General features: G+C 70.9%; 24 protein-coding genes. 16 read left to right on the top strand and 8 right to left on the bottom strand.

What is annotated here, in order from left to right:
- From ACFYMM_RS01685 to ACFYMM_RS01640, 10 genes are all read left to right on the top strand, one after another.
- Positions 1-354, top strand: a complete 354-nt coding sequence (locus ACFYMM_RS01685) for a TadE/TadG family type IV pilus assembly protein (protein ID WP_388382734.1) — start codon at positions 1-3, stop codon at positions 352-354.
- A 25-nt stretch (positions 355-379) separates the two neighbouring features.
- The gene (locus tag ACFYMM_RS01680; RefSeq protein ID WP_388382733.1) at positions 380-1,717 is read left to right on the top strand and encodes a CpaF family protein; all 1,338 of its coding nucleotides are present in this window, start codon (positions 380-382) and stop codon (positions 1,715-1,717) included.
- An 8-nt stretch (positions 1,718-1,725) separates the two neighbouring features.
- Positions 1,726-2,670 (top strand): type II secretion system F family protein, encoded by a 945-nt coding sequence (locus tag ACFYMM_RS01675; protein ID WP_388382731.1) that lies wholly within the window; start codon positions 1,726-1,728, stop codon positions 2,668-2,670.
- 10 nt (positions 2,671-2,680) lie between these two features.
- Positions 2,681-3,568: a DUF5936 domain-containing protein gene (locus ACFYMM_RS01670; RefSeq protein WP_388382729.1), complete on the top strand. Its 888-nt coding sequence runs from the start codon at positions 2,681-2,683 to the stop codon at positions 3,566-3,568.
- 18 nt (positions 3,569-3,586) lie between these two features.
- On the top strand, positions 3,587-4,942 hold the full coding sequence (locus ACFYMM_RS01665) for a sensor histidine kinase (RefSeq protein ID WP_388382727.1): 1,356 nt from the start codon (positions 3,587-3,589) through the stop codon (positions 4,940-4,942).
- Positions 4,943-4,955: 13 nt separating this feature from the next.
- Positions 4,956-5,729, top strand: coding sequence for a response regulator (locus tag ACFYMM_RS01660; RefSeq protein WP_388382725.1), 774 nt, complete (start codon positions 4,956-4,958; stop codon positions 5,727-5,729).
- 128 nt (positions 5,730-5,857) lie between these two features.
- Entirely contained in the window at positions 5,858-6,046 is a 189-nt protein-coding gene (locus ACFYMM_RS01655) for a Flp family type IVb pilin (RefSeq protein ID WP_388383292.1), read from the top strand.
- Positions 6,043-6,642: a pilus assembly protein TadG-related protein gene (locus ACFYMM_RS01650; protein ID WP_388383290.1), complete on the top strand. Its 600-nt coding sequence runs from the start codon at positions 6,043-6,045 to the stop codon at positions 6,640-6,642. Before ACFYMM_RS01655 ends, ACFYMM_RS01650 begins: the two co-directional genes overlap by 4 nt.
- A 34-nt stretch (positions 6,643-6,676) precedes the next feature.
- A complete protein-coding gene (locus ACFYMM_RS01645) occupies positions 6,677-7,258 on the top strand; it encodes a hypothetical protein (protein ID WP_388382723.1) in 582 nt (193 codons plus the stop codon).
- A gap of 7 nt (positions 7,259-7,265) precedes the next feature.
- Positions 7,266-7,889 carry an OmpA family protein gene (locus ACFYMM_RS01640; RefSeq protein WP_388382721.1) on the top strand — a complete coding sequence of 208 codons (624 nt, stop codon included), beginning with the start codon at positions 7,266-7,268 and terminating at the stop codon, positions 7,887-7,889.
- Between the two features lie 2 nt (positions 7,890-7,891).
- Here the strand turns inward: ACFYMM_RS01640 and ACFYMM_RS01635 are convergent, their stop codons facing one another.
- Positions 7,892-8,287, bottom strand: a complete 396-nt coding sequence (locus ACFYMM_RS01635) for a DUF192 domain-containing protein (RefSeq protein WP_388382719.1) — start codon at positions 8,285-8,287, stop codon at positions 7,892-7,894.
- Between the two features lie 138 nt (positions 8,288-8,425).
- Here ACFYMM_RS01635 and ACFYMM_RS01630 point away from each other — a divergent pair, with 138 nt between their 5' ends.
- The 5 genes from ACFYMM_RS01630 (at position 8,426) to ACFYMM_RS01610 (ending at position 14,867) form a co-directional block, all read left to right on the top strand.
- Positions 8,426-9,217: a methyltransferase domain-containing protein gene (locus tag ACFYMM_RS01630; RefSeq protein WP_388382717.1), complete on the top strand. Its 792-nt coding sequence runs from the start codon at positions 8,426-8,428 to the stop codon at positions 9,215-9,217.
- Positions 9,218-9,829: 612 nt separating this feature from the next.
- Positions 9,830-10,603: an isoprenyl transferase gene (locus ACFYMM_RS01625; protein WP_388382715.1), complete on the top strand. Its 774-nt coding sequence runs from the start codon at positions 9,830-9,832 to the stop codon at positions 10,601-10,603.
- A 331-nt stretch (positions 10,604-10,934) separates the two neighbouring features.
- Positions 10,935-12,260 carry a PhoH family protein gene (locus ACFYMM_RS01620; RefSeq protein WP_388382713.1) on the top strand — a complete coding sequence of 442 codons (1,326 nt, stop codon included), beginning with the start codon at positions 10,935-10,937 and terminating at the stop codon, positions 12,258-12,260.
- Positions 12,261-12,692: 432 nt separating this feature from the next.
- On the top strand, positions 12,693-13,391 hold the full coding sequence (locus ACFYMM_RS01615; RefSeq protein ID WP_388382711.1) for a transglycosylase SLT domain-containing protein: 699 nt from the start codon (positions 12,693-12,695) through the stop codon (positions 13,389-13,391).
- Between the two features lie 141 nt (positions 13,392-13,532).
- Positions 13,533-14,867, top strand: a complete 1,335-nt coding sequence (locus tag ACFYMM_RS01610) for an AI-2E family transporter (RefSeq protein ID WP_388382709.1) — start codon at positions 13,533-13,535, stop codon at positions 14,865-14,867.
- A gap of 39 nt (positions 14,868-14,906) precedes the next feature.
- Here ACFYMM_RS01610 and ACFYMM_RS01605 read toward each other — a convergent pair whose 3' ends face one another.
- Together ACFYMM_RS01605 and ACFYMM_RS01600 are read right to left on the bottom strand one after the other, a co-directional pair.
- On the bottom strand, positions 14,907-15,440 hold the full coding sequence (locus ACFYMM_RS01605; RefSeq protein WP_388382707.1) for an alkyl hydroperoxide reductase: 534 nt from the start codon (positions 15,438-15,440) through the stop codon (positions 14,907-14,909).
- 5 nt (positions 15,441-15,445) lie between these two features.
- Positions 15,446-16,000 (bottom strand): peroxiredoxin, encoded by a 555-nt coding sequence (locus ACFYMM_RS01600; RefSeq protein WP_388382705.1) that lies wholly within the window; start codon positions 15,998-16,000, stop codon positions 15,446-15,448.
- A 139-nt stretch (positions 16,001-16,139) separates the two neighbouring features.
- Here ACFYMM_RS01600 and ACFYMM_RS01595 point away from each other — a divergent pair, with 139 nt between their 5' ends.
- Complete coding sequence (locus ACFYMM_RS01595) at positions 16,140-17,081, top strand: hydrogen peroxide-inducible genes activator (protein WP_388383288.1); 942 nt, start codon at positions 16,140-16,142, stop codon at positions 17,079-17,081.
- Positions 17,082-17,122: 41 nt separating this feature from the next.
- On the opposite strand, the gene ACFYMM_RS01590 is transcribed toward ACFYMM_RS01595, so the two are convergent.
- The 5 genes from ACFYMM_RS01590 to ACFYMM_RS01570 all read right to left on the bottom strand — a co-directional run bounded on the left by ACFYMM_RS01590 (position 17,123) and on the right by ACFYMM_RS01570 (position 21,988).
- Positions 17,123-19,465 (bottom strand): ABC transporter permease, encoded by a 2,343-nt coding sequence (locus tag ACFYMM_RS01590; protein ID WP_388382703.1) that lies wholly within the window; start codon positions 19,463-19,465, stop codon positions 17,123-17,125.
- Positions 19,462-20,151, bottom strand: coding sequence for an ABC transporter ATP-binding protein (locus tag ACFYMM_RS01585; RefSeq protein WP_388382701.1), 690 nt, complete (start codon positions 20,149-20,151; stop codon positions 19,462-19,464). The genes ACFYMM_RS01590 and ACFYMM_RS01585 overlap by 4 nt, the downstream gene beginning before the upstream one ends.
- On the bottom strand, positions 20,148-20,672 hold the full coding sequence (locus ACFYMM_RS01580) for a PadR family transcriptional regulator (protein ID WP_388382699.1): 525 nt from the start codon (positions 20,670-20,672) through the stop codon (positions 20,148-20,150). Before ACFYMM_RS01580 ends, ACFYMM_RS01585 begins: the two co-directional genes overlap by 4 nt.
- Before the next feature lie 105 nt (positions 20,673-20,777).
- The gene (locus ACFYMM_RS01575) at positions 20,778-21,032 is read right to left on the bottom strand and encodes a hypothetical protein (protein ID WP_388382697.1); all 255 of its coding nucleotides are present in this window, start codon (positions 21,030-21,032) and stop codon (positions 20,778-20,780) included.
- Entirely contained in the window at positions 21,029-21,988 is a 960-nt protein-coding gene (locus ACFYMM_RS01570; RefSeq protein ID WP_388382694.1) for an SPFH domain-containing protein, read from the bottom strand. Before ACFYMM_RS01570 ends, ACFYMM_RS01575 begins: the two co-directional genes overlap by 4 nt.
- Positions 21,989-22,159 lie beyond the last annotated feature (171 nt).

Below are 22,159 nucleotides of genomic sequence, written 5' to 3'. Positions count from 1 at the left end.
ATGCGCCACGACCGTGCGGGGCGCCGCGACCGGGGACAGGTCGCCGTCGAGTACCTCGGGTTCATCCCCGTCCTGCTGATCGTCGGCATGGCCGGCATCCAGCTCGGCGCGGTCGCCTACGCGGCCGAGCAGGCGGGTACGGCGGCCAGGGCGGGCGCGCGCGCCGCCTCGCTCCGGCAGGACGCGGGCCAGGCCTGCCGGGACGCGGTCAGCGGGGGACTCACCGTGGCATGCGCCGCCTCGGACCAGGGCGACACCGTCACCGTGACCGCCACCGTGCACATCCCCCAGATCGTCCCCGGCTGGGACCTGGGAGACGCCCACAAGTCCGCCACCATGCCGATGGACCACTGACCCGAGGACCGAGGAGCACCGGACGATGAGCCTGCGGGCACGCATCAACTCACCCGAGGAGCACGGCAGCCGGGGCGAGGACGGCCATCTGGTCGCCTCCTACCGGGCCAAGCTCCTGGAGGAGATCGACCTCGCGGAGATGAGTTCGCTCGCGGCGGCCGAGCGGCGCGCCCGCCTCGAACGGGTGCTCGGGCACATCATCAGCCGCGAGGGCCCCGTGCTGTCGACGGCGGAGCGCTCCCAGCTGATCCGCCGCGTCGTCGACGAGGCGCTCGGGCTCGGCATCCTGGAACCGCTCCTGGAGGACGCCTCCATCACGGAGATCATGGTCAACGGCCCGGACGCGATCTTCGTGGAACGCGGCGGCCGGGTCGAACAGCTGCCGATCCGCTTCGTCTCCCAGGACCAGCTGATGCAGACGATCGAGCGGATCGTCTCGACGGTCAACCGGCGCGTCGACGAGTCCAACCCGATGGTCGACGCCCGCCTGCCCTCCGGCGAGCGCGTCAACGTCATCATCCCGCCGCTGTCGCTGACCGGTCCCACCCTCACCATCCGGCGCTTCCCGCGCTCCTTCACCCTCCAGGAGCTGATCGGCCTCGGCTCGCTCGACGAGCACATGGTGTTCCTGCTGGCGGGCCTGGTCCAGGCGAAGTTCAACATCATCGTCTCCGGCGCCACCGGCACCGGGAAGACCACCCTGCTCAACGCGCTCTCCGGGCTGATCCCGGCGCACGAGCGCATCATCACCATCGAGGACTCCGCCGAACTCCAGCTCCAGCAGTCCCATGTGGTCCGGCTGGAGTCCCGCCCGCCGAACGTCGAGGGCAAGGGCCAGGTCACCATCCGCGACCTGGTCCGCAACTCCCTGCGGATGCGCCCCGACCGGATCGTGGTGGGCGAGGTCCGCGGCGGCGAGTCCCTGGACATGCTCCAGGCGATGTCGACCGGCCACGACGGCTCCCTCGCCACCGTGCACGCCAACAGCGCCGAGGACGCCCTCACCCGTCTGCAGACCCTAGCCTCCATGTCCGACGTCGAGGTGCCCTTCGTAGCCCTGCACGACCAGATCAACAGCGCCGTCGACGTCATCGTCCAGCTCACCCGCTTCGCCGACGGGGCCCGCCGCATCACCGAGGTCGCCCTGCTGGACAGCCACGGCGGCGAGCCCTACCGCCTGGCCACGGTCGCCCGGTTCGACGCGCGGCCGATGACCCCCGACGGCCGGGTCCACGGCGCCTTCCAGTACTTCCCGCTGCCCCGCCGCACCGCCGACCGCCTCTACATGGCGAGCCAGCCGATACCCCAGGCCTTCGGCGTCGCCCACACGCTGGACCAGCTCACCACCCGAGAAGCCAGGTAGGTAGGCCCATGGATCTGCACACCCTCGTCACCCTCGCCACGGGCGCCACCCTGCTGACCTGCGTCCTCGCCGTTCTCGGCAGCCACGCGTACGCCACCGGCCGGGCCCGGCGGGCGGAGCTGGTCGACCGGCTGGCGTACACCGGCCAGACGTCGGCCACCGGCCGCCGGCGCCGCTTCCGCGAGCTGGACCGCCGGCTGCGCGGCACCGCGCCGGGCCGCAAACTGCAACTGCGCCTGGCGGCCACCGGCCTGGACGTGACCCCGGGCGAGTTCTTCGTCTACGTGCTCGCCACCGTGGCCGCCCTGTGGCTGATCGGACAGGCGACCCTCGCCCCCTTCTTCGGCCCCCCGGCCGGGCTGCTGGGCGTCGGAGCGGCCTGGCAGTTCCTCAACTGGCAGCGCCAGAAACGCATCGAGCGCTTCATCAACCAACTCCCCGAACTGGCCCGCATCCTCGCCAACGCCACCCAGGCGGGCCTCGCCCTGCGCACCGCGATCGGCATGGCGGCGGAGGAACTGGAGGCCCCGGCGGGCGAGGAACTGGCCAAGGTCGCCGACCAGCTGGCGATCGGCCACTCGCTGGACGACGCCCTGGACGAACTGGCGGACCGGCTCCCCTCACGGGAACTGGTCGTCCTGGTGACGACCCTGGTGCTGTCCAACCGGGCGGGCGGCCAGGTCGTCTCCGCCCTGCGGAACCTGACCGAGACACTCGAGGAACGCAAGGAGACCCGGCGCGAGGTCCGCACCCAGCTCTCCCAGGTGACGATGACCTCGTACGCCGTCCCCGCCCTCGGCGTCGGCGCCCTGTTCCTGATGAACGGCGTCAAGAGCGGCGCCCTGGCCCGGATGACCGGCTCCCCCCTCGGCCAGGCCTGCGTGCTCATCGCGTTCGCCATGTACGCGGTCGGTTTCGTCCTCATCCGCCGTATGAGCCGGATCGACGTCTGAGGGGGCTGGCATGGGATTCCTGCTGGCCCTGCTGATGGGCCTGAGCGTCTGGGGCGTCTTCGCCGGCATCCGCATGTACCGGGCGGACGCCAAGCTCCCCGGCGACCTGGCGATCGCCCTGGAGGTCGGCGCCACCCGCACCGGTGCCGCCAACTCCCTCATCGACCGCATGGGCATGCGCTACGCGCCCACGGTGCTGCGCCTGATGGGCCCCAAGCAGGTCGCCAAGTACCGCCGCAAGATCGATTTCGCGGGCAACCCCGGCGGCCTGACCCTCGACCGCTACGCGGCCCGCCGCGCGGTCTACGGCGCGCTCGGCGGTGTCGGCTTCCTGGTCTTCCTGCTCCGCGGCCAGTGGTTCGTCGCCCTGCTGCTGCTGGCCTTCGGCGCGTTCTGGACGGAGGTCGGCATCTGGTCGGCGATCCGCGTCCGCCGGGACGTCATCGAGCGGACGCTGCCGGACTTCCTGGACGTCCTGGCGGTCGTGGTGAGCGCGGGCCTGGGCTTTAGGCAGGCGCTGGACCGGGTGGCCTCCAAGTACGAGGGGCCCTGGGCGGACGAACTCCGCATCACCCTGCGCCAGATGGACCTCGGCATGAGCCGCCGCGAGGCCTTCGCCGAACTGCGCCGCCGCAACGACTCCGAGCAGGTCGCGATGTTCGTCACCGCACTCCAGCAGGGCGAGGAACTGGGCGCGCCGATCGTCGACACCCTCGTCGCCCTGGCCAAGGACATGCGCCGCACGGACGCCCAGAACGCCCGCCGCAAGGCCGCCCGCGCGGTACCCAAGGCGACCTTGATGATCACCACGTTCATGGTCCCGGCCACGATGCTGCTGCTGGGCGCGGGCCTGCTGCTGGGCTCCGGGGTGGACTTCGGCTCCATCACGGGGAAGTAGGCGGGGCGGGTGGCGGTCATGGGGCTGACGGGAGCGGCGAGGGGGTCCGGGACGAGCGAGCTGTCCGAGCCCTCCGAGAAGATCCAGGTCGGCGCGCTCCAGGCGATGTGCCGGCAGGTCTTCGGCTTCCGCCTGGCGATGATCGCCCTGGCCGCACCGGCGGCCCTGGTCAACGCGGCCCCCGGCGTGGGCGCCCGTCTGGTCGGGGCGGCGGTGGTGGTCACCTTCATGGTGTCGTACGTCCTCTTCCGCGACTGGGAGCGCTTCGGCCCGCTGCTCCTGCGCCACCCCACCCTCCTCGCGGTGGACACCCTCTTCGGCTCCCTGCTCCTGATCTCGGCGGGCCCGGACACCACACTCGCCTACGTCAGCGTCTGCACCCCCCTGCTCGCCGGCCTGGTCTACAGCTGGCGCGGCGCGGCCTGCTTCGCCTCCCTGCAGTCCCTGATCCTGCTGCTGGTGTACGCGACCCTGAAGGAGTACCGCCACACGGCCGTCGCGGAGACCCTGCTGCTGCCCGGCCTGTGCGTGATCGCCGGCGCCATGGGCTCGACCCTGCGCAACCTGCTGCTCCGCTTCGGCGCCGCGACCCAGGCCCTGACCACGGTCCAGGCGCGGCTGGCGGCGACGGAGGCGGTGAGCGCGGAACGGGCCCGGCTGGCCCGGGAGATGCACGACTCCGTCGCCAAGACCCTCTACGGCGTGGCCCTCGCGGCGGACGGCCTGGCGGCCTCGGCCTCGGCGGCCGACCCCGACCCGGCCGTGATCCGCCGACAGGCGGAACTGGTCTCCCGCTCGGCCCGCAGGGCGGCGGCGGAGTCGCGGGAACTGCTGACCGATCTCCGACGGCACGCGGAGCCGGAACCGGAACCGGACCTCCTGACCGAACTGACGGCCCTCACCCGGGCCTTCACCTCGCGGACGGGACTGAGGGCCGACCACCGCCGGGCGGACGACGCCACGCCCCTGCCGCCCCTCCCCCCGACGACCACCCGCCACCTCCTCTCCATCGCCGCGGAGGCGCTGGAGAACGCCCACCGCCACGCGTCCGCGACCCGGGTCGAGGTGAGCGCGCGGGTACGAGGAGACGTCCTGCACCTGAGGGTCCGCGACGACGGCCGGGGCCTCCCTCCCGGCATCACCCTCGAAGGCCTCCGCGCCCTGCGCCACGCGGGCCACTTCGGGCTGCTGGGCATGGCGGAGCGCGCGGCGGCCCTCGGCGCCCGCATCCGCGTCGAGAACGTGCGCGACGCCGAGAGCGTGCGCGACGCCGAGGGCGTGCGCGACGCCGAGGGCGGCGAGGACGCCGGTTTCGGCGAGGACCTTCGAGGCGGCACGGAGGTCCACCTGGAACTCCCCCTGACGGACACCTGAGAGGAGGCGCCCGATGCAGTGTCACCAGTGTCACCCCGAGGACCCCTTCGAGGACTTCCCGCCGGCCACCACCCCCACGGCCCCGCTGCGGATCGTGGTGGCCGACGACAACCCCGTGGTCCGCGCGGGCCTGACGGCCCTCCTGACCGCCCACGGCGACACCACGGTCGTGGCGGAGGCGGCGGACGGCCGGGAGGCCTACGAGGCGGCGCTCCGGCACCGCCCCGACGTCGTCCTCCTCGACGTCCGGATGCCCGGCGTGGACGGCATTTCGGCGCTTCCGCACCTGGTGCGGCTCGCGCCGGTCATGATGCTCACGTACAGCAACGAAACGGAGATCGTCCAGGAGGCGCTGCGCCTCGGCGCCGGGGGCTATCTCGTCCACGGCGAGTTCACGACGGAGCAGCTGGTACGGGCGGTACGGGACGTGGGGGAGGGCCGGCCGCACTTCACGCCCACGGCGGCCGGGGCGTTGCTGTCGCATCTCCGGACGCATGCAACTGCACACACAGGGACGGAACTACCCCTTCCCCTCAAGCCAACTTCTCCCCAAAACCTTTCACAACTGCAATCCGGTGTGGGACAGTCGTACCGGTCGCGGTTCCAACTCAGCACAAGGGAGGCGGAGATCATGGACCTCATCGCATCCGGCATGAACAACCAGCAGATCGCCGCCCTGTGCTTCATCAGCGAGAAGACCGTCAAGAACCACATCAACCGGATCTTCGCCAAACTCCACAGCACGAGCCGCGCACAGGCGGCCGCGAAGTGGCTGGGGGTGGCGTGAGATGGGCACGAGGAGGAACCGGCGTCCACACGGCGATTGGGCCCGGGGTTGGGTCCTGGGGCCCTCTGGGGGGCGGGGCGTACGGCCTTACGGTGCGGACGTCGGAAGCGAACCCGGAGGGATGCACCATGAGCGACTTGCTACTGAAGATGGTGGTTGCCGCGCAGCGTCGTACCGACGACAAGGGGCAGACCGCCGTCGAGTACCTGGGGATCATCGCGGTGGTGGTGGCGATCGTGCTGGCGATCACGGGCACGAGCATCGGCCAGACGATCTTCGACGCGATCAGGGCGAAGATCGCCCAGGTGACCGGCTGACACCTACCGGCAGACACCGCGACGCAGGGCAGGCCTTCCCCATCTACCTCACGGTGGTGGCGGGTCTGCTCTTCCTCGCGTTCGCCTACCTCGCGGTCGGCCAGGCCGCGACCAACAGGAACGGTGCCCAGACGGCCGCGGACGCGGCGGCGCTCGCGGCGGCCCAGGACACGCGGAAACAACTCGCGGCCCTGTGGGTCAAGGACGTACTCGACCCGACCAAGTGGCAGGACGTCTTCGACGGGAAGGTGCCCGTCGATCCCTCGTGCTGGCGCGCCTACCAGCTCGCCGCACAGAACGACGCGCACGTCGAGTCCTGTGCCCCACGCGGCCCGTTGGGTTACCAGGTCTCCGTCCGGACGGACAGGTCCGTCGGCCGCTCCGTGGTCCCCGGCACGGAGAACACGTACTCCAGGGAGTCCGCGTCGGCGGTGGTCGAGGCGCTCTGCACGTTCGAGCTGCCCGGAGGGGGCGCCGGGGGCTCCGCCTTGCCGCGACTCACCTGCAAGGACCGGAACTGGGACCTCGACCCGCACGACCTCGGCAGTCTCCCGGGTCCGCAGGACCTGTTCGACGTCCACCTGGTCGCCGACTGACATGCGAACGACGAGTCAAGAAGGAAGCAGACCCATGAGCGTTCGGTTCACCGCGAAGGCCCGCAGGGGGCTGGTCGCGCTCACGCTGGCGACCGGTCTGGCCGTCGGTGTGGCCGGCTGCGGCGGCGGGGGCGGCGACGGCAAGAAGCCGGAAACGCCCGCGTCCGCTTCGAAGACCGCGGGCTCCGACCCGAGCGCGCAGGAAGGGCAGTCCGACAAGCCCTTGGCCGAGCTGAAGGGATCGGACGGCCTGCTTCTCCAGGTCACCTCCGCGAAACGCGACTCCGGTGGCTTCGTCACCGTGAACGGCACCCTGAAGAACGACGGAGCCAAGAGCATCCTCATCCCCTCCGCCCTGAGCGGCAACGAAACCGAGATCATCCGGAACGGCACGTCTCTGGGTGGCGCCACACTGGTCGACCCGCAGGGCAAGAAGCGGTACTACGTCCTGCGTGACACGGACGGCCGTCCGCTGACCACCACAGGGCTCTCCTCGCTCAAGGCCGGTGACAGCCTGCCGGTCTTCATGCAGTTCCCCGCACCCCCGGCCAACACCACGCAGGTGGAGTTCCAGCTGCCGACCTTCGAGTCCGCCTCCCTCCAGATCTCCGGGTGAGGTCCCAGTGACGATCCCACACCGCTTCCCCCTCACCCTCCTCGCCGCCACCCTCCTCGCCGCAACCAACCTCTGCGCGGCGCACGCCGACGGCACCGACCCCACCGTCCCCCCGGGTACCGAACCCTCCGCCTCGGCCCCGGTGAAGATCGACCCCACCGACCCGGACCTGAAGCTCCCCGAGGGGGCCACGCTCGCCGCGGCCAAGGTGCTGGACATCAAGTCGGTCGTCGAGGACCAGAGCGGGGACGAACGCCGCGAGGACACCAACGCCGACGTGAAGTTCGCGCTGCAGGCAGAGGTCCTGTTCAGCAAGGACAGTGCCAGGCTCGGCGACGAGGCGAAGGCCCGTATCCAGGCGATCGCGGACGAGATCAAGAAGCAGAACGCGACCCAGGTCAGGGTCTTCGGCTTCACGGACGACCTCGGCTCCTCCGCCCACGGCGACATCCTGTCCAAGCAGCGCGCCAACGCCGTACAGGCCGTCCTGGACCAGGACCTGAACGACCCGAACGTCACCTTCGAGGTGCGCGGCTACGGCGAGCAGTACCCGATCGCGGACAACTCGACGGAGGAGGGCCGCAGGAAGAACCGAAGGGTCGAGGTCACCTTCCCCCGCACGGGGAGCTGACCTCAGGGCACCAGCACGCTCACCCGGGCCCCGTCGCCCAGCCCCCAGCCCGCCATCGCCCCCGCCTCGGCCTCCAGGACGTGCCGGGAGCGCAGGCGGGGGAGGCCCAGGCGGCCGGGGGCCATGGTGCGGACGGCGATGACGTCGAGGTGGCGGTCCAGGTAGGCGACGTCGATGGGGATGCGCATCCGGAAGGTGTGCACACCGCCGGCCGGGGAGAGCAGCATCGCCCCGTCGACCGCGTCACGGCCCAGCAGGCCCTTCGTGCGGGCCCGGTAGGACGTCGCGATCTCCAGCGGGACGGAGACCGACGTCCCGTCCTCGCGGTGCACGACGAGCATCCCCCGCCCGTCCCGCCACTTCCGCCGGACCGGCTTTTCCCGCCTGCGTAGCTCCATCGCCCGCCCCCTCTCTCCCGCTCTCCCGGACCGACCGTAGCGCCCTCCACGAAGGGGCGGAGGACACCCTCCGAGACGCCGGCGACGGCGAAGAAAAATCGGCAGCGCCCGGCGGCACCGCGTTGGGACGATCACGTCATGGGAGAACGGACAGACCACCGCGATTTCGAGGACCTCCTCGCAGAGGGCGCCGCCGTTCCCACCGAGGGATGGGACTTCTCGTGGTTCGAGGGGCGGGCCACCGAGGCACGGCCCTCCTGGGGCTATGCCCGCTCGGCGGGCGGCCGGCTGGCCCGGGCCACCGCCGCGCTGGACCTGCAGACCGGGGGAGGGGAGGTCCTGGACTTCGCTCTCGCCTCGGCGGCCCCGGCCCGGCCGGTGTCGCTCGCCGCCACCGAGGGCTGGCCGCCCAACGCGGCCCGGGCCACCGCGCTGCTCCACCCGCGCGGTGCGGTGGTCGTCGGCGTGCCGCAGGACGCTCCGCTGCCCTTCGCCGACGGGGCCTTCGACCTGGTGCTCAGCCGTCACCCGGTGCGCCCGCAGTGGGCGGAGATCGCCCGTGTCCTCACCCCCGGCGGCACCTACTTCGCCCAGCACGTCGGCCCGGCCAGCGTCTTCGAACTGGTCGAGTTCTTCCTGGGGCCGCAGTCCGACGCCACGCGGGGCAACCGCCACCCCGACCGTGAGCGCGCCGAAGCCGAGGCGGCGGGGCTGGAGGTCGTCGGACTGCGGGCCGAGCGGCTGCGGACGGAGTTCCACGACATCGCGGCCGTCGTCCACTTCCTGCGCAAGGTGGTCTGGATGGTCCCCGGCTTCACGGTCGAGGCGTACGAGCCGCAACTGCGCGCCCTGCACGAGCGGATCGAGGCCGAGGGCCCCTTCGTCGCCCACAGCACCCGGCACCTCTTCGACATCCGCAGGCCGCGCTAGCCGTTCACTTCCCGGGTTCCTTCCACACGGTTTCCACATCGTTACCGCACACGGGTCGCATTCAGCCCCACCCGTCACGTAAGTTCAGACCAACGTTATTCGCGTGAGCAAAGCTGCGCGGGTGGTACCGCGCAGTGGAGGGGGCTGCGCGGTGCCGTGACGTCGCCGGGGGCGCGTCGAGCCACCGTTCGCCGGCCGGATCCCCCACCCGGGGGAACCCTCGGACAACTCGCCGACGGTTCACCAAGACGGCCCAAACCCTCTTGATCGATGTGTATACGGCCCGATTCCCTGGGAATCAGCTGTGATTCGGCCACCTGAAACCCCTGAATCCAACGTTCCGCGCTAACCCGGGCGTTGCCGGGCGACTCCGGAGAGTAGTTGTGGCACGCGAATGCGCGCAGCATCACTTACGAAGGGTTATGGTGGAAACCCCCCCTCGGGCCGGTCCGTCTCCCCCCCACGGACCGGCCCGTTTTTTCTTTCCCCCAACGGGCGGAGCGCTTCGCGCGGGGCCGGAGGCCGCGCCCCCAACTCGGGCCGGGCTCCCGGCAGGAGTAGGCTGCGCCCCGCGGGGACCCTTAACCGCGCCACAGGAGGGGCTGACATCACGTGAACCTGCGCGACAAGCTGCGCGGCCTGCTCGTCGGGCTCTACGCACGCCGGGTGGAAGGCCACCTGGACCACGCTCAGGTGCCCAAGCACATCGGCGTCATCATGGACGGCAACCGCCGCTGGGCGAAGGCCTCCGGTTCCACCACCGTCCACGGTCACCGAGCCGGCGCGGACAAGATCGAGGAGTTCCTCGGCTGGTGCAGCGAGACGGACGTCGAGGTCGTCACCCTCTGGCTGCTGTCCACGGACAACCTGGACCGGCCCAAGGACGAACTGGTCCCGCTCCTCGGCATCATCGAGGACGTCGTACGCACCCTGGCCGCCGACGGCCGCTGGCGGGTCCACCACGTCGGCACGCCCGACATCCTCCCCTCCCCCATGCGCAACGCGCTCAAGGAGGCCGAGGAGGCCACCGCCCACGTCGACGGAATACTGGTCAACGTGGCCATCGGCTACGGCGGACGCCAGGAGATCGCCGACGCCGTCCGCGCGATGCTCCTCGACGCCCACGACCGGAACGTCCCGATGGAGGAGCTGGCGGAGTCCGTCGACGTCGACATGATCGGACGTCATCTCTACACCGGCGCCCAGCCCGACCCGGACCTGGTGATCCGCACCAGCGGCGAACAGAGATTGTCCGGATTCATGCTCTGGCAGACCGCGCACTCCGAGTACTACTTCTGCGAGGTCTTCTGGCCGGCCTTCCGCAAGGTCGACTTCCTGCGCGCCCTGCGCGACTACGCCGCACGTCACCGGCGCTACGGCGGCTGAGCACCGTCATCACGGAGGCGAAACCGCCCCGTATACCCCCGTTGGGGCGGACGTAACAAGGAGTTCACCAGCGCGCTGTCCCATGCGTTTGCATGGCGCCGCTTGTTCGAGGGCATAAGCCAAGCAGGTCGACGCCCGAACCACGGGTGTCGGATCTCAGCGGGCGGCACGGGGCCGTCCGCCCGGGAGGCCCTTTGCACCAGCCCGATCGTGCGGTCACAGCACGGACGAACAGGCGGAGGGCCGGTTCTCGGCCCGTGCACGGCGGCCGACGACCGGTCCAGCTCCACTCCGTCGCTCCCCGACCTCATCCGAGGGGGTACGTCCTTCCGTGGTGACCAGCACAAAGCGCCACAAGCCAGACCGGCGCACCTATGTTCTCGACACCAGCGTCCTGCTGGCCGATCCGAACGCCCTGAGCCGCTTCGACGAGCACGAGGTCGTGCTCCCCATCGTCGTGGTCACGGAGCTGGAGGCCAAGCGGCACCATCCCGAACTCGGCTACTTCGCCCGGCAGGCCCTGCGCCTGCTCGACGAGTTCCGGGTGAAGCACGGCCGCCTCGACGCCCCCATCCCGATCGGGGAACTCGGCGGGACCGTCCGTGTCGAGCTCAACCACTCGGACCCCAGCGTGCTGCCCACCGGCTACCGCCTGGGGGACAACGACTCCCGCATCCTCGCGGTGGCCCGCAACCTGCAGGCCGAGGGGTACGACGTCACCGTCGTCTCGAAGGATCTGCCGCTCAGGATCAAGGCCTCCTCCGTCGGTCTCCTCGCCGAGGAGTACCGCGCCGAGCTGGCCATCACGGACGCCTCCGGCTGGACCGGAATGTCCGAACTGACCCTGTCCGGCGAACAGGTGGACATCCTCTTCGAGGAAGGACACGTGTACGTCCCGGAGGCCGCCCACCTCCCCGTGCACACGGGTCTGACCATCCAGTCCGAGCGCGGCAAGGCGCTGGGCCGGGTGACGGCCGAGGGCAACGTCCGCGTGGTGCGCGGCGACCGGGAGGCGTTCGGCATCAAGGGCCGCAGCGCCGAGCAGCGCATCGCGCTCGACCTGCTGCTCGACCCGGACGTGGGCATCGTGTCCATGGGCGGCCGGGCCGGCACCGGCAAGTCGGCGCTGGCGCTGTGCGCGGGCCTGGAGGCGGTGCTGGAGCGGCGCCAGCACCAGAAGGTGATGGTCTTCCGGCCGCTGTACGCGGTCGGCGGCCAGGAGCTGGGCTATCTGCCGGGCTCCGAGGCGGAGAAGATGAGTCCCTGGGCGCAGGCGGTCTTCGACACCCTCTCCGCGGTCACCAGCCGTGAGGTCATCGAGGAGGTCACCGCGCGCGGGATGCTGGAGGTGCTCCCGCTCACCCACATCCGCGGCCGCTCGCTGCACGACGCGTTCGTGATCGTGGACGAGGCGCAGTCCCTGGAAAGGAATGTGCTCCTCACCGTTCTGTCCCGAATCGGCGCGAATTCCCGGGTCGTTCTGACCCATGATGTGGCGCAAAGGGACAATCTGCGGGTCGGACGGTACGACGGTGTCGTGGCCGTCGTGGAGAAACTGAAGGGGCATCCGCTTTTCGCGCACGTGACCCTGACCCGGTCCGAGAGGTCCCAGATCGCTGCACTTGTGACCGAAATGCTCGAAGAGGGGCACATCTGACGCAACTGGGTTAGTCGACCCACCTGTTGGGCGCCGTCCGGCAAAAGGTCCAGAGCCTAGCCGGGCGGCGCCTTGGCGTGTGGCCGTTTCCTGAAACCCACAGGGACAAACGAGATGTGAGCTTTCACACGCAACTCGGAATTGCCACCCGGCGTCGGGTTACGGCAGAGTCTCATTCCTGTCAGGCCCCGCATACGACACACCTGTACCCATGGGGGTACCCCCGCACCTTTGGTAGTGGGAGAGGTCCAGAGCAGCAATGCCAACTCCATAGCGACGTCGTATGCCGCCCGCGCACCATGAGGCACTCCCCTCGGGGGAGTCGCCCACCGGGCCCGTGCCTCCCGTGACCCCGCAGTTGGGAGGCCAGCGTCAAGGGCACGATTGCGTCCGCCAGGGTCACCGAAGCGGGCGATGCTGGAAGGAAACCGTGTGAGCCGGATTTCGGTCCGGGGATTCGCAGTGGCCTCGGCCACCGCGGTCACCGCCGTCGGAAGCGTCGTCGGAGTTGCCTCGGGCAGCGTCGCGCAGAACAACGACGCCGAGCCGACGGCCGCCGACACCACGCTCCTCGCGGACATACCCGCGGGTCAGCAGGCGCAGGTGCAGACCGCGTCCCTGACGCAGCAGGCCGACACGCAGGCCATCGCCGCGGACGCGAGCGCCAAGAAGGACGCCGAGGCGGCGGCCCGCAAGGCCGCGGCCGACACCGCGTACGCGAAGAAGGCGGACGCGGAGAAGGCGGCCAAGCTGGCCAAGCAGCGCGCCGAGGCGAAGTCCGCGGCGGCGAGCCGCGGCGACGTCCGCGACTCCTCCAGCTTCCCCGTCCAGACCTCCTACACGATCGCGCAGATCCAGGCGATGGCGCGTCAGATCGTCGGGGGCGGGCAGTTCCAGTGCTTCAGCAACATCGTGGACCACGAGTCCAGCTGGAACTACCAGGCGGTCAACGCCTCCTCCGGCGCCTACGGCCTGGTCCAGGCCCTGCCCGCCGGCAAGATGGCGTCCGCCGGCGCCGACTGGCGGACCAACCCGGCCACGCAGATCAAGTGGGGCCTCAACTACATGAACCAGCGCTACGGCAGTCCGTGTGACGCCTGGACGTACTGGCAGGCGAACGGCAACTACTGAGCCGCGACCGCCGGTGCCCGACTCCGCAGAGCCCCTCCCCGTCCTAGGGGGAGGGGCTCTCGCCCTGTACGGTCGATCCGGACGACTCCAGGGGGGAGTGGCGGCCGGAGCCCCAGGGACACGGGGGGAAGAGGACGGATCATGTCGCGAGTGCCAGGGTGGCTGGGCCGGCTCGGTGCCGGGCTCACCGAGATGGGCGAGCGGTTGGACGAGCGGCGCGCCGAGGTGGAGAAGGAGCACACGGAGCCCGAGCGGGCCGTGACCCGGCTCGCGACGGAGCCGGTGGCGGCCCCGGCCCCCCGCCCCGCCGTACCGGCCGGCCCCCGCCCCGACCCGGCGCAGGCCGTGCCGTGGGGCGTCCGGGTCGCCGCCGAGGCCGGCTGGCGACTGCTGGTGCTGGCCGGCACGGTCTGGGTCCTCATGCGGGTCATCAGCGCCGTACAACTGGTCGTGTTCGCCTTCGTCATCGCCCTGCTCATCACCGCGCTGCTGCAGCCGACGGTCTCCCGGCTCAGGCGCTACGGCGTGCCGCGCGGCCCGGCCACCGCGCTCACCGCCATCTCCGGCTTCGTCGTCATCGGGCTGATGGGCTGGTTCGTGACCTGGCAGGTCATGGAGAACATCGACACCCTCTCCAACCAGATCCAGCACGGCATCGACGACCTGCGCAACTGGCTGCTGAAGAGCCCCTTCCACGTCACCGACAAGCAGATCAACCAGATCGCCAAGAACCTCCGCGAGGCGATCGGCGCCAACACCGACCAGATAACGTCCGCCGGACTGGAGGGTGTTCAGGTCGTCGTCGAGACCCTGACCGGCATCCTGCTGGTGTTCTTCTCGACGCTGTTCCTGCTCTACGACGGCGAGCGCATCTGGGACTGGTTCCTGAAGCTGGTCCCGTCCGCCGCCCGCCCCGGCGTGGCCGGCGCCGGCCCCCGCGCCTGGCGCACCCTGACGGCCTACGTCCGGGGTACGGTCCTGGTCGCCCTGATCGACGCCATCTTCATCGGCCTGGGCATCTACTTCCTGAACGTGCCGATGGCCGTCCCGCTGGCCGTGTTCATCTTCCTGTTCTCGTTCATCCCGCTGGTCGGCGCGGTCGCCTCCGGCGCGCTCGCGGTGGTGGTGGCGCTGGTGACGCAGGGCGTCTTCACGGCCCTGATGACCCTGCTGGTGGTCCTGGCGGTCCAGCAGATCGAGGGCCATGTCCTGCAGCCGTTCATCCTCGGCCGCGCGGTCCGCGTCCATCCGCTCGCCGTGGTCCTCACCGTGGCGGCCGGCGGCATGGTGGCCGGCATCGGCGGCGCCGTGGTCGCCGTACCGCTGGTGGCGGTGACGAACACGGTGGTGGGCTATCTGCGGCAGTACTCGGAGGAGGTCCACCGCCGGTCGGTCCCCGTGGCGGTCGATGAGGGGACCGTCCCGGTCGAGGAGGAACCCGTCCCGGTAGCGGAAAGCCCCGTCCACGAGGAGTGAACGGGGCTCAGGCCCCGTCGTGGGGCGGGCGCGGATCGCCTACTCGGCGAGGACGGCCTCCGCGTCGAGCGTCACGCCGACCGCCTGGATCACGGACGCGATCTTGAACGCCTCCTGGACGACCTCGCGGTCGACGCCGGCCTTGCGGAGCACCTGCTCGTGCGAGTCCAGGCACATCCCGCAGCCGTTGATGGCGGACACGGCGAACGACCACAGTTCGAAGTCGACCTTGTCCACACCGGGGTTGCCGATGACGTTCATCCGCAGGCCCGCGCGCAGGCTGCCGTACTCGTGGTCGGACAGCAGGTGCCGGGTGCGGTAGAAGACGTTGTTCATCGCCATGACGGCGGCCGCGGACCTGGCCGCGTCGTACGCCTCGGGGGAGAGGTTCGCCTTCGCGTCGGGCGCCAGCTCGCGCAGGACGATCGGGGAGCGGGAGGCGATCGCCGTCGCCAGCACCGTGCCCCACAGCTGCTGGGCCGGCAGGTCGGAGTTGCCGATGACCGAACCCAGGTTCAGCTTCAGGTCCTTGGCGTAGTCCGGAAGGGCGGACTTGAGGGTGTCGAGGGACATGTCCGTCACTCTCCGGCCAGCAGCTTGACCGGGTCCAGGGTCTCGTCGCCCTTGCTCCAGTTGCACGGGCACAGCTCGTCCGTCTGCAGGGCGTCCAGGACCCGCAGGACCTCCTTGGGGTTACGGCCGACGGAGCCGGCGGTCACCATGGAGAACTGGATCTCGTTGTTCTGGTCCACGACGAAGACCGCGCGCTTGGCGAAGCCGTCCTCGCCCTCGATGCCGAGGTCCCGCATCAGCTCGTGCTTGGAGTCGGCCATCATCGGGAACGGCAGGTCGCGCAGGTCGTCGTGGTCCTTGCGCCAGGCGTGGTGGACGAACTCCGAGTCCCCGGAGAAACCCAGCACCTGGGCGTCGCGGTCGGCGAACTCCTCGTTCAGCTTGCCGAAGGCGGCGATCTCGGTCGGGCACACGAAGGTGAAGTCCTTGGGCCAGGCGAACACGATCTTCCACTTGCCCTCGTAGGTCTTGTGGTTGATCGTCTCGAACTCCGCGCCCTTCTCCAGCGAGACGCAGGCGGTCAGTTCGAACTCGGGGAACTTGTCACCGACAGTGAGCACACGCTCTCCTTGCAACGAAGAAACACCCGGATCGCGGGCGTTCCTCATGGGTTGGACGATCTCGATGCTGGCACAGGGTGCATTGATTCGGGAAATAGCTACACTTGGTCATGTTGATCGGAGGCGGCTATCAGTGACCATGGGTAAGCGGCGCCAGCCGAGCCTCGCCCAGCTGCGGGCCTTCAGCGCCGTGGCGGACCACCTGCACTTCAGGGACGCGGCGGCCGCCATCGGGATGAGCCAGCCCGCGCTGTCCGGTGCCGTCTCGGCGCTGGAGGAGACCCTGGGCGTGACCCTGCTCGAGCGTACGACCCGCAAGGTGCTGCTCTCGCCCGCCGGTGAGCGGCTGGCCGTACGGGCGAAGGCGGTGCTGGCGGCGGTCGGGGCGCTGCTGGAGGAGGCGGAGGCGGTCCGCGCGCCGTTCACCGGCGTGCTCCGGCTCGGCGTCATCCCGACCGTCGCCCCGTACCTGCTGCCCACCGTGCTGCGCCTCGTGCACGACCGCTATCCGCACCTCGACCTCCAGGTGCACGAGGAACAGACCGCCAACCTCATCGAGGGGCTGGCCGGCGGACGCCTGGACCTGCTGCTGCTCGCGGTCCCCCTCGGCGTCCCCGGCACGGTCGAACTCCCCCTGTTCGACGAGGACTTCGTGCTGGTCACCCCGCCCGACCACCGGCTCGGCGGCCAGGAGGGCATCCCGCGCGAGGCACTCCGGGAGCTGAACCTGCTGCTCCTGGACGAGGGACACTGCCTGCGCGACCAGGCACTCGACATCTGCCGGGAGGCGGGCCGCGCGGACGCACCGGTCACCACCACGGCCGCGGGGCTGTCCACGCTCGTCCAGCTGGTCGCGGGCGGCCTCGGCTGCACCCTGCTGCCGCGCACCGCGCTGAAGCTGGAGACGACCCGCGGCAGCCGGCTCCTCACCGGCCACTTCGCCGACCCCGCCCCGAGCCGCCGCGTCGCCCTCGCCATGCGGACGGGCGCGGCCCGGGCCGCCGAGTACGAGAAACTGGCGGCGGCCCTGCGCGAGGCCCTGCGCGCCCTGCCGGTACGGGTCGTGAACGACGACTCCTGACACCCGCCCCCGCCCGGCACACACGCCTCCCGCATGCGGTCCTACTCGGTGCGCAGTCCCTCCGGGCGCATCATCCGCAGCAGCGGCGGCAGGCTCAGTGCCGTCACCGCGAGGACGATGGCCGCGCCGATGCCGGTCATCGCCAGCACGCCCGGCCAGTCCACGCCCATGGGCGCGCCCACCATCTTGAGCAGCACCGCGCCCAGCGCCAGCCCCACGGCCGAGGCCAGCACCAGGCCGAGCGCGATCGGGATCGCCGTCTGCCACAGCACCGACAGGCTCAGCGTGCGCCGCCGGGTGCCGAAGGCGACCAGCGCCGACAGCAGCTTCCGGCGCTCGCGCAACTGCTCCAGCTGCGAGACCAGCAGGCTCGCGCCGATCAGCGCCAGCACGCAGACGGCCCCGACGAACAGACCCGTGCGGATCGAGGTGAACTTCTGGAGCTCCTCGGTGGACGACCACACCATCGCGTCCGCCAGCGGATCCACCCCCGCCGCCGTGTTGCGGACGTATTCGTGCACGTCCGGCACCGAGTCGTCGAGGGAGACGAACACCGATGCGCTGAGCACGCGGCTCATCGCGTCCGGCACGGAGGCCGGGGTCAGCAGCAGACCGTCGTCCTTGTTGCCGGTCGGGCCGGTGACCGGGGTGACCCGCGGCAGACGGTGCGGCACCGTCCAGGTGAGATCGGGGCCGGCGGCCGGTCCGTCGCTCGTGTCGACGTGGAGGGTGAGGCCCGGCCTGGCCAGCCTGTCCAGGTCCTCGTCGCGTTCCGCGCCCTTCGCCACGAAGACGTCCCCGTCGTGGCAGGACGTCAGCCGCGCCACCTCGCGCAGCGCGGCGCAGTCGCCCACGGTCACGTTCGTCCTGGCCCCGGCCTCATGGCGCCAGTCCCGGTCGGCGACCTCGACGCTGCCCAGCGCCGTGGCCTTGCGTACGCCCTTGGTGGCGGCGAACTTCGCCGAGGCCGGGCCGAGGGCCACCCCCCGGGACAGGTTGACCTGCATCTGGGCCCGGGTGGTGTCCTTGCCGGTCGACTGGGTGTAGTCGCCCTGGATGCCCGCGAACACCATCTGCAGCGCGATCGCCCCGGCCACCGCGACCGCGATGCCGTTCACCATGCGCGCCGCCGTGCCACTGCTCAACTGAAGCCGACGGACCGCGAGTTGCCAGGCGACCGAGCCTCGGCCGAGCCGGGCGACCGCCGCTTCGACGATCCACGGCAGCAGCGTGGTGATGCCGACGAGCAGCAGCAGGACGCCACCGATCACCAGGACCTGGTTGAAGTTGCCGTTCGTGCGGCCCTGGCCGATCATCGGGGCCAGCATCGCGAGCCCGCCGACGGGCAGCAGCAGCCGCCACCACAGCCTGCGCCGCTTCTGCCTGGCCGTACGCACCACGCCCAGCGGTTCGATGACCACCCCGCGCAGGGCGAACAGGGTGACCAGCACCGCCGCCGCCGGGACGGCGAGTGCCACCAGGGCGGCGAGCGCGGGCGTGGGGTTGAGATAGCTGGGGAACACGCTGACGCCCACGATCTCGACCGAGCCCGCGAGCTGACGGCCGAGCAGGAAGAAGACGGTGCCGAAGGCCAGTCCGACCAGCGAACCGGCCAGTGCCTCGCCGGCGGCGATCCGCCGGGTCATCCGGCTGTCGGAACCCACCAGCCGCAGCGCGGCAAGCCTGCGGTCGCGCCGCTCACCGCCGAAGCGCACGGCCGCGGCGATGAACACGGCGACCGGCATCAGCAGCACCACGAAGATGACCAGCACCAGCATGATCAGCACCGGGTCCGGGGCCGAGCTGGACGTCGGTACCGCCTGCGGATGCCCGAACGCGGTGATCCGGGCCGTCTGCCAGCGGTTCATGTGCGCGGACAGGTTCTCGGCCCCGGCGTAGTAGGCGAGTTCCCGCGAGCCGATGAGTCCCGGCTCGCCGATCGTCCCCACCACCCGGTACGGCAACCGCTGCCGCAGCAGCTTCCCGGCACCGGAGTCGAGCAGCTCCTTCAGCGCGGGCGAGACCACCATGTCGCCCGGTGCGGGGTACTTCGACAGGCCCGGTGCCATCGGGGCGCGCGGGCCCTCGGGCTGCACCAGCCGGCCCCGGACGTCGTCGCCGCGGTACGTGGTGTTGGCGTCGGCGATCACCAGCGTGTCGGCGGCCTTCGGGATGTGCGGGCCGTAGGTGTAGTCCAGGCGGGCCTCGTCGCGCTCGTGCCGTACCGCCAGCGCGCTGGGCAGGGCGGTGGTCAGCAGCAGCAGCGCCACGCCGAGCCCGACACCCATCGCCGTCAGCAGCACCCGCATCCAGCCCTCGCGCCCGCCGGTGAAGGCGAACCTGGCCCCCATGCCCAGATCCCGGGCCCATTGACGCACGCTCATACGATGCGCTCCATGTCCCGGGACTTCCCGTCGCGTACGACGATCTCGCGGTCGGAGTAGGCGGCCACCCGGGCCTCGTGGGTGACCAGGACGACGGCCGCGTTGGTCGAGCGGGCCGCGTCCGTCAGCAGTTCCATCACGCGCTCGCCGTTGAGCGAGTCCAGCGCGCCGGTCGGCTCGTCGGCGAACAGCACCCGGGGCCCGGTGACCAGCGCACGGGCCACCGCGACCCGCTGTCCCTGACCGCCGGACACCTCGCCGGGCCGCTTGCCCCGGAGGTCGTCGACCTCGAGGCGCTCCATCCAGTCGAGGGCCGCCTTCTCGGCCTCCTTGCGGGAGGTGCCGTTCAGCCGCAGCGGCAGGGCCACGTTCTCCACGCAGGTCAGCTCCGGTACCAGCTGCCCGAACTGGAAGACGAACCCGAACTCGCTGCGTCGGAGCGCGCTGCGCTGGGCGTCGCTCATGGTCGCCAGCTCCCGCTCCTGGTACGTGATGGAACCGGAGTCGGGCGGCACGATCCCGGCGAGACAGTGCAGCAGCGTGGACTTTCCGGACCCGGAGGGGCCCATCACGGCGACGACCTCGCCGGGGTGTATGGAGAACTCGGCGCCGTCCAGGGCGACGGTCGGCCCGTAGGCCTTGCGCAGGTCCTGGGCGGCGAGCAGGGAACCGGCCGGCGGGGTCATCGGGCCACCACCTCACGCAGCTTCTCCAGCCGGGCGGCCGTGAGCTCCAGCCAGCGCAGGTCGGCCTCCAGATGGAACAGGGCGTGGTCGCACACCAGTTGGTCGGCCAGGTCGCCCTTGCGCTTGCGGTCGGTCAGGATCCGCATGCTGCGCAGGTGCTCGGAGCGCTGGGTGTCGAGGACGTCGCCCGCGTCCCGGTGGGTCAGCAGGGCGAGGACGACCTTGGTGTAGAGGGTCGACTGGAGGTACGGCTCCGGCTTCTCCGGTGTCGCCAGCCACTGCTCGACATCGGTGACGCCGGCGTCCGTGATGGCGTACCGCTTCCGCTCCGGGCCGCCGCCCGCCTCGATGCCGTCGACCTCGACGAGGCCGCTCTTCAGCAGCCGGGACATCGTCGAGTAGACCTGGCCGTAGTGCAGCGGCCGGTCGTGACCGAACTTCTCGTCGAAGGCCCGCTTCAGGTCGTAACCGTGGCGCGGGCCGGACTCCAGGAGCCCCAGAAGAGTGTGACCAATGGACATGCCGAGCACTCTACACACCGTGTATACGCGCTATGTATACGCGGAGTGTGCAGTCCACGGCGGGCCGTACGGCCGCCCAGGTGGGGCGCGATTGTCACGGTTCCGCTACACCGGGCCCGAGGGGCCGGGCGGGCGGCCGCGCCGGGGCAGCGGGCCGGTCTCCTTCGGCAGCCGTCCCGCCTCCGCGAGCGCCTTGCGCAGCAGGAACTCGATCTGCGCGTTCGCCGACCGCAGCTCGTCCCCGGCCCACCGGGCCAGCGCGTCGTACACCGACGGGTCCAGCCGCAGCAGCACCTGCTTGCGCTGCTGCGGCCGGCGCTTCGGCGGCTCCTGGGCGGGGAGGTCCGAAGGATCCGTCACTGGTAGAGGGTCCCGGTGTTCAGCACGGGCTGCGGCGCCCGGTCGCCGCACAGCACGACCATCAGGTTGGAGACCATCGCCGCCTTCCGCTCCTCGTCCAGCTCCACGATCCCCTGCTCCGCGATCCGGGCGAGCGCCGCCTCGACCATGCCGACCGCGCCGTCCACGATCTCCCGCCGCGCGGAGACCACCGCGCCGGCCTGCTGCCGCTGGAGCATCGCCGAGGCGATCTCGGGAGCGTACGCGAGATGGGTGAAGCGCGACTCGACGACGCGCACGCCCGCCGCCTCCACTCGCGCCTGCAGTTCGACGGCGAGCTTCTCGGTGATCTCCTCGGCGTTGCCGCGCAGCGAGAGGCCGTCCGCCTCGTGGGCGTCGTAGGGATACTCGATGGCGATGTGCCGCACGGCCGTCTCGGTCTGCGTGGCGACGAACTCCGTGTAGTCGTCCACCTCGAAGGTCGCCTGCGCGGTGTCCTCGATCTTCCACACCACGACCGCGGCCAGCTCGATCGGGTTCCCGTAGGCGTCGTTGACCTTGAGGACGGCGGTCTCGTGGTTGCGTACGCGGGTGGAGATCTTCACGCGCGAGGTGAAGGGGTTCACCCAGCGCAGGCCGTCCTGCCGGATCGTGCCCTTGTAGCGGCCGAAGAGCTGGACCACCCGGGCCTCGCCCGGCGCCACCGTGTTCAGACCGCACATGGCGATGAAGGCGACGAGCGCGATCAGGATGCCGCCGGCTATGAGGGCGGCCTTGGCGCCGGCCGCGGAGGCGACGCTCCCGGCGGCCACCATCGCCGCGCCGGCCAGCAGTCCGGCCAGGCCGAGCAGCAGGGCGAGCCCGCCGCCGATGCTGGGCGCGGTGAACTCCCGTACGCGCGGGGCGGGCATCTCGGGTATGTCGGCGGTCGCGGACGCGTCGTCGGCGGACACGGGTGTGGACTCGGGTGTGGACATGGGTGGCCCCCGTTCTCCTGGCGCCGGGTCATGGACGCCTGGCTTGCTCGACTTCACCTAGCTTCCTTCTAGCATAGTGATAACACTTTCCCGCCCGGAAGCAACCCTCTGGCTCCGTAACCCGTCGGTTCCCTTGGGGCGGGTGCTGATTGTCACGTCCGCAAAAGAGCG

This window comes from Streptomyces sp. NPDC006739, assembly GCF_042869815.1.
In the GTDB taxonomy this organism is placed as follows: domain Bacteria; phylum Actinomycetota; class Actinomycetes; order Streptomycetales; family Streptomycetaceae; genus Streptomyces.
The sequence above is the reverse complement of the archived record's forward strand: the minus strand, read 5'-3'. Positions and strand labels throughout refer to the sequence as shown.

Coding starts and splice junctions, on each gene's coding strand:
- ACFYMM_RS01670 (WP_388382729.1), top strand. CDS start 2,681: ATGGGATTCCTGCTGGCCCTGCTGATGGGCCTGAGCGTCTGGGGCGTC.
- ACFYMM_RS01645 (WP_388382723.1), top strand. CDS start 6,677: ATGAGCGTTCGGTTCACCGCGAAGGCCCGCAGGGGGCTGGTCGCGCTC.
- ACFYMM_RS01595 (WP_388383288.1), top strand. CDS start 16,140: ATGGGTAAGCGGCGCCAGCCGAGCCTCGCCCAGCTGCGGGCCTTCAGC.
- ACFYMM_RS01580 (WP_388382699.1), bottom strand. CDS start 20,672: ATGTCCATTGGTCACACTCTTCTGGGGCTCCTGGAGTCCGGCCCGCGC.
- ACFYMM_RS01585 (WP_388382701.1), bottom strand. CDS start 20,151: ATGACCCCGCCGGCCGGTTCCCTGCTCGCCGCCCAGGACCTGCGCAAG.
- ACFYMM_RS01680 (WP_388382733.1), top strand. CDS start 380: ATGAGCCTGCGGGCACGCATCAACTCACCCGAGGAGCACGGCAGCCGG.
- ACFYMM_RS01635 (WP_388382719.1), bottom strand. CDS start 8,287: ATGGAGCTACGCAGGCGGGAAAAGCCGGTCCGGCGGAAGTGGCGGGAC.
- ACFYMM_RS01630 (WP_388382717.1), top strand. CDS start 8,426: ATGGGAGAACGGACAGACCACCGCGATTTCGAGGACCTCCTCGCAGAG.
- ACFYMM_RS01665 (WP_388382727.1), top strand. CDS start 3,587: ATGGGGCTGACGGGAGCGGCGAGGGGGTCCGGGACGAGCGAGCTGTCC.
- ACFYMM_RS01570 (WP_388382694.1), bottom strand. CDS start 21,988: ATGTCCACACCCGAGTCCACACCCGTGTCCGCCGACGACGCGTCCGCG.
- ACFYMM_RS01610 (WP_388382709.1), top strand. CDS start 13,533: ATGTCGCGAGTGCCAGGGTGGCTGGGCCGGCTCGGTGCCGGGCTCACC.
- ACFYMM_RS01675 (WP_388382731.1), top strand. CDS start 1,726: ATGGATCTGCACACCCTCGTCACCCTCGCCACGGGCGCCACCCTGCTG.
- ACFYMM_RS01660 (WP_388382725.1), top strand. CDS start 4,956: ATGCAGTGTCACCAGTGTCACCCCGAGGACCCCTTCGAGGACTTCCCG.
- ACFYMM_RS01655 (WP_388383292.1), top strand. CDS start 5,858: ATGAGCGACTTGCTACTGAAGATGGTGGTTGCCGCGCAGCGTCGTACC.
- ACFYMM_RS01605 (WP_388382707.1), bottom strand. CDS start 15,440: ATGTCCCTCGACACCCTCAAGTCCGCCCTTCCGGACTACGCCAAGGAC.
- ACFYMM_RS01685 (WP_388382734.1), top strand. CDS start 1: ATGCGCCACGACCGTGCGGGGCGCCGCGACCGGGGACAGGTCGCCGTC.
- ACFYMM_RS01590 (WP_388382703.1), bottom strand. CDS start 19,465: ATGAGCGTGCGTCAATGGGCCCGGGATCTGGGCATGGGGGCCAGGTTC.